The organism is Pseudoalteromonas sp. bablab_jr011 (assembly GCF_016464045.1).
GTDB lineage: Bacteria > Pseudomonadota > Gammaproteobacteria > Enterobacterales > Alteromonadaceae > Pseudoalteromonas > Pseudoalteromonas lipolytica.
In genome coordinates this window covers 74,341-85,870 of the sequence record NZ_JACDWU010000320.1, presented here as the reverse complement: position 1 = coordinate 85,870, position 11,530 = coordinate 74,341, and the positions used below count along the sequence as shown (strand labels likewise).

General features: G+C 43.8%; 10 protein-coding genes. 2 read left to right on the top strand and 8 right to left on the bottom strand.

The genetic code is table 11. The features are described 5' to 3' along the window. Positions 1–113 precede the first annotated feature (113 nt). From JIG41_RS21220 to JIG41_RS21185, 8 genes are read right to left on the bottom strand one after another with little or no spacing between them, the layout of a single operon-like run. Entirely contained in the window at positions 114–770 is a 657-nt protein-coding gene (locus tag JIG41_RS21220) for a 3-oxoacid CoA-transferase subunit B (RefSeq protein WP_065979908.1), read from the bottom strand. Between the two features lie 11 nt (positions 771–781). After that, positions 782–1,480, bottom strand: coding sequence for a CoA transferase subunit A (locus JIG41_RS21215; protein ID WP_036968475.1), 699 nt, complete (start codon positions 1,478–1,480; stop codon positions 782–784). An 11-nt stretch (positions 1,481–1,491) separates the two neighbouring features. Beyond that, complete coding sequence (locus JIG41_RS21210; RefSeq protein WP_118844254.1) at positions 1,492–2,397, bottom strand: hydroxymethylglutaryl-CoA lyase; 906 nt, start codon at positions 2,395–2,397, stop codon at positions 1,492–1,494. Next, complete coding sequence (locus JIG41_RS21205) at positions 2,394–4,361, bottom strand: acetyl/propionyl/methylcrotonyl-CoA carboxylase subunit alpha (protein ID WP_199525422.1); 1,968 nt, start codon at positions 4,359–4,361, stop codon at positions 2,394–2,396. Before JIG41_RS21205 ends, JIG41_RS21210 begins: the two co-directional genes overlap by 4 nt. Positions 4,362–4,369: 8 nt before the next feature. After that, positions 4,370–5,140: an enoyl-CoA hydratase/isomerase family protein gene (locus JIG41_RS21200; protein ID WP_036968466.1), complete on the bottom strand. Its 771-nt coding sequence runs from the start codon at positions 5,138–5,140 to the stop codon at positions 4,370–4,372. A gap of 10 nt (positions 5,141–5,150) precedes the next feature. After that, positions 5,151–6,758, bottom strand: a complete 1,608-nt coding sequence (locus JIG41_RS21195; protein ID WP_199525421.1) for a carboxyl transferase domain-containing protein — start codon at positions 6,756–6,758, stop codon at positions 5,151–5,153. A gap of 11 nt (positions 6,759–6,769) precedes the next feature. Further along, positions 6,770–7,945, bottom strand: coding sequence for an isovaleryl-CoA dehydrogenase (locus JIG41_RS21190; protein WP_036968459.1), 1,176 nt, complete (start codon positions 7,943–7,945; stop codon positions 6,770–6,772). Between the two features lie 50 nt (positions 7,946–7,995). Beyond that, entirely contained in the window at positions 7,996–8,430 is a 435-nt protein-coding gene (locus JIG41_RS21185; RefSeq protein WP_036968456.1) for a MerR family DNA-binding transcriptional regulator, read from the bottom strand. Positions 8,431–8,771: 341 nt separating this feature from the next. Here JIG41_RS21185 and JIG41_RS21180 point away from each other — a divergent pair, with 341 nt between their 5' ends. Beyond that, a complete protein-coding gene (locus tag JIG41_RS21180) occupies positions 8,772–9,953 on the top strand; it encodes an acetyl-CoA C-acyltransferase (RefSeq protein ID WP_036968453.1) in 1,182 nt (393 codons plus the stop codon). An 85-nt stretch (positions 9,954–10,038) separates the two neighbouring features. Next, entirely contained in the window at positions 10,039–11,529 is a 1,491-nt protein-coding gene (locus tag JIG41_RS21175) for a CoA-acylating methylmalonate-semialdehyde dehydrogenase (protein WP_065979912.1), read from the top strand. Position 11,530: the final 1 nt, after the last annotated feature.

Genomic DNA, 11,530 nt, shown 5'->3' with positions numbered 1-11,530 from the left:
TTGGTGCAGTGAGGGGGATATAAAAGATAAAAAAAATCCCTCTTGCGAGGGATTTTGGGTAACTCAGCGCCATTGGCACTGGGAATGAGGTCGGTACATTGGGATGTCAGTGGTTAGAAAACCATTTCAGGGACATCACCTTCAATAAGCAATTTTCCTGCCGTTTTGCTTATGATTTCATCTACTGACACGCCTGGTGCGCGCTCTAGTAGATGAAAAGCGCCGTCTTTGACTTCGAGTACGGCTAAATCAGTTACGATTTTCTTTACACAGTTAACCCCAGTTAACGGTAAAGTGCAACTTTCTAATAACTTAGAGTCGCCATGCTTACTTGCATGCGTCATCGTAACAATAATATTCTTCGCGCCAGCAACAAGGTCCATCGCGCCACCCATGCCTTTAATCAGCTTTTTTGGGATCATCCACGATGCGATGTTTCCGTTCTGGTCAACTTCAAATGCACCTAATACTGTTAAGTCTACATGACCACCCCGTATCATGGCAAAACTATCTGCACTATTAAATATTGCTGCACCTGTTGCTGCTGTCACGGTTTCTTTACCCGCGTTGATCATATCTGCATCAACTTGGTCTTTAGATGGGTACGCACCCATTCCTAACAGACCATTTTCAGATTGCAGCATGACTTCTATGCCATCGGGTACATAGTTAGCGACAAGGGTAGGGATACCAATCCCTAAATTAACGTAATAACCGTCTTGTAGCTCTTGTGCAACGCGCATAGCTACTTGTTCACGTGATAATGCCATTTTAATGCTCCTTAATCGCGAGTCGTTACACGTTCGATGCGTTTTTCAAAGTTACCCTTGATCACACGATTAACGTAAATGCCTGGGGTGTGAATTTGGCTCGGCTCCAGTTCACCCGGCTCTACGATTTCTTCGACCTCAGCAACGGTAATCTTACCTGCGGTTGCAGCCATTGGATTAAAGTTCATGGCTGTGTGACGAAACACGAGGTTGCCATAGCGATCGGCTTTCCATGCTTTAACAATCGCAAACTCACCTGTAATTGATTCTTCTAAAATGTATGGGCGGCCATCAAATTCTTTAACTTCTTTGCCTTGTGCAACAGGGGTGCCGTAACCAGTTGCAGTGTAAAATGCAGGAATACCCGCACCACCAGCACGCATTTTCTCAGCAAGTGTACCTTGTGGCGTAAGTACTACGTCAATTTCGCCATTAAGTAACTGTTGTTCAAATAAGGCATTTTCACCAACATAAGAGGCGATGATTTTTTTAATTTGCTTGTCGTGTAGCAAAATACCTAAACCAAAGTCGTCAACACCACAGTTGTTAGATACAACCGTTAAGTTTTTTGTTTGTTTACGCTTTATTTCGCCGATAAGTCCTTCAGGAATACCACACAAGCCAAAGCCACCAGCGATAATGGTATCGCCATCTTTTAAACCTTCCATCGCAGCTTCGTAACTCGAAACCACTTTATCAAAACCGGCCATGAGCCTACTCCTTAATTATTCTGCGTGTTCTTTAGAGCAAGTGAAACCTTGCTGACAGGTTGTTTATTTAATGCGCTACAAATAGCCCAACCAGCTTTCGCCAGTCTTTCTAAATCAATTCCATGCTCTATGCCAAGCCCTTGCAGTAAGTAAACCACATCTTCAGTGGCAACATTTCCTGACGCTCCTTTGGCATAAGGGCAGCCACCAAGGCCTGCAACGGCACTGTCAACTGTTGAAATACCTCGCATTAGCGCGGTGTAAATATTTGTGAGCGCTTGCCCGTAGGTGTCGTGAAAATGTACAGCGAGTTTTGACTTATCAATATGTTGCAGTAATAAATCTAATAACTCGTCCACTTTTTTTGCTGTTCCTACGCCAATTGTGTCACCAAGGCTAATTTCGTAACAACCCAAGTCTAATAAACGCTGCGACACCTTTAATACATCAGTGTAGTCAACGTCACCTTGGTAAGGGCAACCCATTACACAACTTACATAGCCACGAACACGAATATTATTTTCTTTCGCAAAGTCCATGACCTCTTTAAAGCGGTCAATACTTTCATCAATCGAGCAGTTAATGTTCTTTTGACAAAATGCTTCGCTGGCTGCGGTAAATATAGCAAACTCTTTAATGCCCACTTGATGAGCGGCTTCTGCACCACGTAAGTTAGGGGTTAGCGCACTTAAATTAACATTAGGTAAGTTTAATGCGTTGATCACATCACGTGAGTCAGCCATTTGCGGCACCCATTTAGGTGATACAAATGCACCCGCTTCAATATCGTTAAGACCCGCGTTGGCTAGGGCGTTAATTAGTTCGATTTTATCTTGGCTGGTGACGGCTGCTTCATTTTGCAGTCCATCACGGGCACCCACTTCAACAATACGTACACACGCAGGGAACTGTGTCATACCGCCTCCTGTTCCTCGACTATGGCGAGCATATCGCCATGGCTAACTAATTCACCTTCACCAAAACAGTAGCTGGTTAATACACCATCATGTGGAGCATTAAGCGTGTATTCCATTTTCATTGCTTCGATAATTACAACCGCATCGCCTTTAACAACTTCGCTACCCACAGCAACAAGGTGTTTAACGACTGTGCCGTTTAATGGGGCCGCAAGAGGAAGTGCATCACTTTCATGTTCACTAATGTAGTGTTTATCGATGAGTTCAATCACTGTTTGCTGAGCGTTATACATTACAGTGATATGCGTGTCTGTTTGGATAACATGCGCGACAACTTTTTCACCATTAATGACTAAGCGAGCAAGGCCATTTTCAACGGTGCCTGAACTTGTATAGTCAACTGAGTTGAGGTTGATTTTAAAACCATCGGCACACTTTTCAGCTTGCACCGCAACATCAGTAAATGGGATTTTTGTTAGCGCAGCGCTGTTTAGCATAAAGCCAGTTAATTGCTGCCATGGACTCGCACTACTGCCTTTTAGTGTGCTCATGTATGCAAATGCAGCGATTACTGTCGCGAGTGTATGTTGTTGCTCGTCTTTAGCGACTAATTGCGCACCTTGATCTTCAATAAAGTGTGTATCAGGCGCACCAGCTTGAAACGTTGGGTGGTTAGCAAGGTTGTGCAAAAAGTTAACGTTACAACTAAATCCAGCTAAATGAAATTGTTGCAGTGCTTTTGATAAACGACCAAGCGCTGCCTCACGGTTGTCATCGTGAACAATGAGCTTAGCAATCATTGGGTCGTAAAACGGGCTAATTTCATCGCCAGCGGCAATGCCTGTGTCTATGCGTACAAACTCTGATTCAGTCGGGGTGAATAGGGCATCAATACGGCCAGAACACGGGATAAAGTCATTGCTTGGGTCTTCTGCATAAATACGTGCTTCAAAGCTATGACCTTGCAGCTGAATATCCGCTTGTGACAGCGGCAGTTTTCCACCTGCAGCCACATTAATTTGCCAGCTTACTAAGTCAACGCCAGTGACCATTTCGGTTACCGGGTGCTCTACTTGTAAACGAGTGTTCATTTCCATGAAGAAGAACTCATCGCCACACAGTAAAAACTCAACAGTACCCGCACCACGATAGTTAATTGCTTGTGCACAGCGTACAGCGGCTTGACCCATTTCTTTTCGTAGCGAATCAGATAAACCCGGTGCCGGTGCTTCTTCAATTACTTTTTGATGGCGACGTTGTAAAGAACAGTCACGATCGCCTAAATAAACACAGTTGCCATGATTGTCTGCAAATACTTGTACTTCAACATGACGGGGTTTAGTAACGTAACGCTCTAGAAGCACTAAATCATTACCAAAGCCAGCTTTAGCTTCACGCTTTGCCCCTTCAAGCGCACTGATAAAGTCTTTTGCATGCTCTACTACACGCATTCCTTTACCGCCACCGCCAAAGGCTGCTTTGATAAGGACAGGGTAGCCAATTTTTTCTGCTTCGGCTTTTAAAAATTCAGTGTCTTGGTTATCGCCATAATAGCCCGGCACTAAAGGGACATTGGCTTCGTGCATAATTTCTTTTGCACGCGTTTTAGAACCCATTGCTTCAATACTTGATGCTGGAGGACCAATAAATGCAATGTCGTTTTGCTCACAGGCTAGGGCAAATTCACTGTTTTCAGATAAAAAACCGTAGCCGGGGTGAATGCAATCAACGGAGGTCTGTTTTGCAACGTCGATAATTTTATCTGCGACTAAGTATGAATCTTTACTTGGTGCAGGACCAATGTGATAGGCCTCATCGGCCAGCTTTACATGTTGCGCGTGTTTATCTGCATCTGAATATACAGCAACCGTAGTTAGGCCCATTTGTTTTGCTGTGCGCATAACTCGGCAGGCAATTTCACCACGGTTTGCAACGAGAATTTTTTTCAACGTTTTTGTTGTCATAATGGATCCTATTTCTGCCAATTTGGGCTGCGTTTTTCAAAAAATGCGCTAAGACCTTCTTGTCCTTCGTCTGATACACGAATACGCGCAATACGCTCTGCTGTTAAATCGATTAGTGTTTCATCAATGGCTTTACCCGCAACATCATTGATTAGCTGTTTGGCTGCTTTCACTGCAATAGGCCCATTATTAACAAGGCTTTGCAAGTGCTTGTCTAATGCTGTTTGTAAGTCACCGGTCACTTGATGAATTAAACCTAATTGTTTCGCTGTGTGTGCATCAAAGATTTCTGCGGTTAAAAAGTAACGGCGTGCAGCACGCTCACCAATCGCTTTGATCACATACGGACTAATCACAGCTGGAATTAAACCTAACTTCACTTCGCTTAAACAAAATTGTGCATCGTCTTGGCAAATAGCAATATCACAACAGGCTATTAAGCCTAACGCACCACCAAATGCAGCCCCTTGTACGGCACATAGCGTTGGATGAGGGCTTGTTGCAAGCACATGCATTAATTTGGCAAGTTGCTTTGAATCTGCGAAGTTTTCTGCAAAGTCATTGCCAGCCATCGACTTCATCCAATTTAAATCAGCGCCTGCAGAAAAATGCTTACCTTGTGTTTTTAATACCAAAGCACGTACATCACAGCTATTGGCGTGCTCAATGCACTGAATGAGTTCGCTAATCACGTCCTCATTAAATGCATTGTGTTTTTCTGGGCGGTTTAAAACGAGGACAGCCACATTTGATTTTGTTATTTGTAGTGTTACTGACATACGGCCTCCATTACATTCTAAATACGCCAAACTGAGAATCACGCTCTGGGGCGTTTTTAGCAGCACTTAAAGCAAGACCTAACACATTACGTGTATCGGCAGGGTCGATAATGCCATCATCCCACAGTCGTGCACTGGCATAATAAGGATGACCTTGTTTTTCGTATTGCTCGATAATTGGCTTTTTAAATTCGCTAATTTGCACATCAGTCATGCTTTCGCCTTTGCGTGCTAAACCGTCTTGCTTCACTTGAGCAAGTACGCCAGCTGCTTGCTCGCCACCCATAACCGAAATACGGGCATTAGGCCACATCCACATCATTGTTGGTTCAAACGCTCGGCCACACATACCGTAGTTACCCGCACCATAAGAGCCACCAATTAACACGGTGAATTTGGGTACATCAGCACACGATACCGCGGTAACCATTTTGGCACCGTGTTTTGCGATACCTTCTGCCTCGTACTTTTTACCCACCATAAAGCCGGTGATATTTTGTAAGAAGACTAAAGGGATATTTCGCTGCGCGCACAACTGAATAAAGTGCGCACCTTTTTGAGCTGATTCACTAAATAAAATGCCATTGTTAGCAACGATACCAACAGGGTGGCCAAAAATTTTCGCAAAGCCCGTTACCAAGGTTTCACCAAAGTAGCGTTTAAACTCATCAAATGATGAGTCATCAACCACTCGTGCAATGACTTCACGTACATCAAATGGCTTTTTAAGATCAGTACCAACAATGCCGTAAATCTCGTTAATGTCGTAACGTGGAGGTTTTACGTCTTCAAGTAATGGTGCAGTAGGGCGCTGATAATTAATGCGCTCAATACATTGACGTGCAATAGACAGTGCATGTGCATCGTTTTCAGCATAGTGATCGGCCACACCCGATGTTTTACAGTGCACATCGGCACCGCCTAGCTCTTCAGCGCTAACTTCTTCACCTGTTGCGGCTTTTACAAGCGGTGGACCCGCTAAGAAAATAGTGCCTTGTTCTTTTACGATAATGCTTTCATCTGCCATTGCAGGCACATACGCGCCGCCAGCAGTACATAAGCCCATTACCACCGCAATTTGCGGAATGCCTTTACCCGACATACGTGCTTGATTATAGAAAATGTGACCAAAATGCAGTTTATCTGGGAATACATCGTCTTGTTCAGGCAGGTTTGCACCGCCCGAATCAACTAAATAAATACACGGTAAATGGCAACGCTCTGCAATGTCTTGTGCGCGCAGATGCTTTTTCACTGTTAGTGGGAAATATGTCCCTCCTTTAACAGTGGCATCGTTGGCGATAATCATACATTCAACGCCTTTAACACGACCAATACCCGCAACAACGCCTGCACATGGAATCGCTTGCTCGTAAACACCAAACGCCGCAAATTGAGAAATCTCTAAGAACGGCGAACCTTCATCTAATAATGTTTCGATACGATCGCGTACAAATAACTTACCACGGCCAACATGGCGTTCGATTAAAGCAGGGCCACCGCCTAAGCGGATGTCGGCCACTTTTTCACGTAAGTCGTTTACAAGGGCAGCCATGTTATCGTGATTTTGCAGAAATTGCGGATCGTGTGGATTAACACTCGATTTTAAAATCGTCATAACTTTAATCCTTATCGGCTCTCAGTGAATAATTCGCGACCAATCAGCATACGGCGGATTTCAGAAGTACCCGCACCAATTTCATAAAGTTTAGCGTCACGTAATAAACGGCCTGTCGCGTACTCGTTGATATAACCGTTACCGCCTAAGATCTGAATTGCATCTAATGCCATCTTAGTTGCCAGTTCTGCTGCATATAAAATGGCACCAGCCGCATCTTTACGTGTTGTTTCACCGCGATCGCATGCGCGAGCTACCGTGTAAACATATGAACGCGCTGCATTCATTTGCGTGTACATGTCGGCAATTTTGCCTTGAATTAATTGGAATTGACCAATTGGGCTATCGAACTGTTTACGTTCATGAATGTACGGTACAACAATGTCCATACAGGCTTGCATGATACCAAGTGGACCCGCGGCTAATACAACACGCTCGTAATCAAGGCCACTCATTAAGACTTTTACGCCTTCGTTTAAGTTACCTAAAATGTTTTCTTCTGGTACTTCACAGTTTTCAAATACAAGTTCACAAGTATTCGAACCGCGCATACCCAGTTTGTCTAGTTTTTGTGCGGTAGAAAATCCTGGTGTGTTGCGCTCAACGATGAAAGCAGTGATCCCTTTAGGGCCTGCATTTAAATCGGTTTTGGCATAAATAACGAACGTATCAGCATCGGGACCATTGGTGATCCACATTTTGTTACCGTTAAGAACAAATACGTTGCCTTTTTTCTCGGCCTTTAATTTCATTGATACTACGTCAGAACCTGCATTGGGTTCACTCATAGCAAGCGCACCAATGTGTTCACCGCTGATAAGCTTTGGTAAGTATTTTTCTTTTTGCGCTTGTGTTCCATTACGGTTTATTTGGTTTACACATAAGTTTGAATGAGCACCATAACTTAGGCCAATTGAGGCACTTGCACGGCTAATTTCTTCCATGGCAATAACATGTTCTAAATAGCCTAAACCCGCACCGCCAAATTCTTCAGCTACCGTCATTCCTAATAAACCCATTTCGCCAAGTTGTGGCCAAAGTTGATTTGGGAACGTGTTGTCTAAATCTGTTTGTTCAGCAAGAGGGGCAATCTCTTGGCTTGCGAAGCTATTAACGTGATCACGGATCATGTCTGCGGTTTCGCCAAGTCCGAAGTTCATTTCTTTATAAAGTGAAATAGTGCTCATAATATGTGTTCCTGTGAGAGTCTGTTGACGCGTATAAAAAGGGTGTCAGGTTATTCGTCTAGGTTATTGAGGGTTTCACGACAGCGACGTTCAGCGGTGACTAATTCCATAAGAACAACTTTAATGTCGTCCATTTGTTGGCTTAAATCCGCTTTCTTTTCTGCAATAAGGTCAAGCATAGTCACTAACTGTTTAGCGCTTGATTTATCTGCGTCGTAAAGTTCAAACAAACGGCCGGTTTCGGCAAGTGTAAAGCCTAAGCGTTTACCTCGTAGGATCAGTTTTAGCCTTACTTTGTCACGTTTCGAGTAAATACGGGTTTGACCGTTTCTCTCAGGTGAGATCAAGCCTTGGTCTTCATAGAAGCGAATAGAGCGCGTTGTAATATCAAATTCTTTTGCTAGTTCGCTGATACTAAACGTTTGCTCATTGCTGGCAGGCTCGACTGCTGCACTTTCAAAGTTTGTTTGATTGTCTTGTTTCATGATTTATTTACCTCATTCGAATAACACCAATATAAGTGAAGTTTACGTAAAGGTAAAGTGTCATTGTGAAGTTATACTTTAGACTTATAAGGTTAGCGCTTAAAATTTATTTCAGCGCCTTATTTATATGGCTTTGTGAGGAAATGTTTGATTTTTAATACAGCAAAATACAGATAAGTTTACAGTTTTACCGGCCGCAAAAAAGTTGATTTTAGATTTACGTTGGCGTAAACGTAAATATTATGTATGCTGAATTAAATCGAAATTAAACTATAACAAATTAACTGTTTGGTTACACATGATTTGAACACATGATGATAACCACTAACATGGAGCCAATTATGACTACTGAAGCCGTTGTTATTGTTGCCGCAAAACGCACACCTATGGGTGGGTTTATGGGCGCACTTAGTGGCGCACACGCAACTGATTTAGGGGCGACTGCCATTAAAAGCAGTTTAGAGCACGCGGGATTATCTGCGGATAAAATCGACGAAGTGATTATGGGCTGTGTATTACCGGCAGGTTTAGGTCAAGCACCAGCGCGTCAAGCAATGTTAAAAGCGGGCCTAAATCAAGGCACCGGTGCAACGACTATCAATAAAGTATGTGGCTCAGGTTTAAAAGCGGCGATGTTCGCGCATGATCTAATTAAGTCTGGCTCTATTAATGTTGCTGTTGCTGGTGGTATGGAAAGCATGAGTAATGCGCCTTACATGCTACCTAATGCACGTGGTGGTATGCGTATGGGTCACGGTGAAGTGAAAGACCACATGATGTGTGATGGCCTCGAAGATGCCTATGACAACAAAGCAATGGGCTGTTTCGCACAAGACACCGCTGATCAATATTCAATTGGCCGTGAACAAATGGATAACTTTGCATTAAGCTCGTTAACCAAAGCCAATGCCGCCATTGAATCAGGTGCGTTTGAGAGCGAAGTTGCTGCACACACTATTTCAACGCGTAAAGGCGATGTAACGGTTTCTATTGATGAGCAACCAGGTAATGCTCGCCCAGATAAGATCCCAGGCTTACGTCCTGCATTCAAAAAAGATGGCACTATTACGGCGGCTAACTCGTCGTCAATTTCTGATGGTGCTGCTGCTCTTGTATTAATGCGTGAGTCTGACGCACACGCACAAGGTTTAACACCGCTTTGTCGCATTGTTGCTCACAGCACACATTCACAAGCCCCTAGCGAGTTTACATTAGCACCTGTTGGTGCAATGAAGTCATTACTAGATAAAGCAGGTTGGTCTGTAGAAGACGTTGACCTTTGGGAAATCAATGAAGCATTTGCCATGGTAACTATGCTTGCAATCAACGAGCTTAAACTCGACGAAAGCAAAGTGAATGTTAACGGCGGTGCATGTGCATTGGGTCACCCAATTGGTGCCAGCGGCGCACGTATTTTAGTCACCCTAATTCATGCATTAAAGAATCGTGGTCTTAGCAAAGGCGTTGCCTCACTGTGTATTGGTGGTGGTGAAGCGGTTGCGATGGCAGTCGAAGCTATTTAAGCATTTTTTAGTCTCTCACAGCCGCAACGTATTTTAAAAACTATCATGTTGCGGCCTCTTAATACCCACTGGGGAGGAGTGCCTCATGCACCAAGTACCTTTATTTATCAACGGCGAATTTACCCAATCAAGTTCAACGCAGCTTATTGATGTTATTAATCCTGCAAACCAAGAAGTTTTAGCACAAGTGCCTTGTGCAACAGATGCCGAAATGGATGCCGCAATTGCTTCGGCTAAAGAAACGTTTAAAACGTGGAAAGAAGTGCCTATTTCTGAACGTGCGCGCATTATGATGAAATATGCCGCGCTATTAAAAGAAAATCACGATGAGCTAGCAACGATTATTTGTCATGAACTGGGCAAAACATTCGAAGATGCGAAAGGTGATGTATGGCGTGGTATCGAAGTTGTTGAACAAGCCGCAAATGCGCCTTCGTTAATGATGGGCGAAACCATGGAAAACGTGGCGCGTAAAATCGATACATACTCGTATATGCAACCGCTTGGTGTGTGTGCTGGTATTACGCCGTTTAACTTTCCTGCGATGATCCCACTGTGGATGTTCCCACTGGCTATTGTGTGTGGTAACACGTTTATTCTTAAGCCATCAGAGCAAGACCCACTTACACCAATGCGTTTAGCCGAGCTGTTTGTTGAAGCGGGTGCCCCTAAAGGTGTTTTACAAGTTGTTCATGGTACTAAACCACAAGTAGACCGCTTACTAGAAGACCCTGCTGTACGTGCAATTTCATTTGTGGGTTCGTGTGGAGTCGGTGAGTATATTTACTCAAAAGGCACTGCGAATCTTAAACGTGTTCAAGCTTGTGTTGGCGCCAAAAACCACATGGTTATCATGCCTGATGCGAGTAAATCACATGTTGTAAACAACCTAGTAGGTGCTTCGGTTGGTGCTGCGGGTCAGCGTTGTATGGGTATTTCGGTTGCTGTTTTTGTTGGTCAAGCGAAAGACTGGGTTGATGAAATTAAAGCGGGTTTCGAAAACGTGCGCCCAGGTGTGTGGGATGATGCGAATGCAGCATATGGTCCGCAAACATCAAAAGCGGCAAAAGACCGTATTTTATCGCTTATTGCTGGCGGTAAAGCACAAGGTGCAACCTGTTTAATTGATGGCTCAGACTTTACTGTTGAAGGGTATGAGCAAGGTAACTGGGTTGGTCCAACGTTATTCACTGATGTTACAACCGAGATGGATTTATACAAAGAAGAAATCTTTGGTCCAGTACTGGCGTGTATGTTTGTTGATACGCTTGAAGAAGCAATCGCGCTAATTAATAACTCACCATACGGTAATGGTACGTCATTATTTACCTCAAGCGGTGCAGCCGCACGTAAATTCCAACACGAAATCGAAGTAGGCCAAGTAGGCATTAACGTGCCAATTCCGGTGCCACTGCCGTTTTTCTCATTCACTGGTTGGAAAGGCTCTTTCTATGGTGATCAACACACGTATGGCAAACAAGGTATTCGTTTTTACACTGAAACGAAAACCATTACGTCTCGTTGGTTTGAGGACGATATTGCCTCGGGTCCAAACATGAGTATTAACCTTAAATAAG

Bases quoted from the DNA above. Each gene is read 5' to 3' on its own strand.
- JIG41_RS21220 (WP_065979908.1), bottom strand. From the start codon at position 770: ATGGCATTATCACGTGAACAAGTAGCTATGCGCGTTGCACAAGAGCTA.
- JIG41_RS21215 (WP_036968475.1), bottom strand. From the start codon at position 1,480: ATGGCCGGTTTTGATAAAGTGGTTTCGAGTTACGAAGCTGCGATGGAA.
- JIG41_RS21210 (WP_118844254.1), bottom strand. From the start codon at position 2,397: ATGACACAGTTCCCTGCGTGTGTACGTATTGTTGAAGTGGGTGCCCGT.
- JIG41_RS21205 (WP_199525422.1), bottom strand. From the start codon at position 4,361: ATGACAACAAAAACGTTGAAAAAAATTCTCGTTGCAAACCGTGGTGAA.
- JIG41_RS21200 (WP_036968466.1), bottom strand. From the start codon at position 5,140: ATGTCAGTAACACTACAAATAACAAAATCAAATGTGGCTGTCCTCGTT.
- JIG41_RS21195 (WP_199525421.1), bottom strand. From the start codon at position 6,758: ATGACGATTTTAAAATCGAGTGTTAATCCACACGATCCGCAATTTCTG.
- JIG41_RS21190 (WP_036968459.1), bottom strand. From the start codon at position 7,945: ATGAGCACTATTTCACTTTATAAAGAAATGAACTTCGGACTTGGCGAA.
- JIG41_RS21185 (WP_036968456.1), bottom strand. From the start codon at position 8,430: ATGAAACAAGACAATCAAACAAACTTTGAAAGTGCAGCAGTCGAGCCT.
- JIG41_RS21180 (WP_036968453.1), top strand. From the start codon at position 8,772: ATGACTACTGAAGCCGTTGTTATTGTTGCCGCAAAACGCACACCTATG.
- JIG41_RS21175 (WP_065979912.1), top strand. From the start codon at position 10,039: ATGCACCAAGTACCTTTATTTATCAACGGCGAATTTACCCAATCAAGT.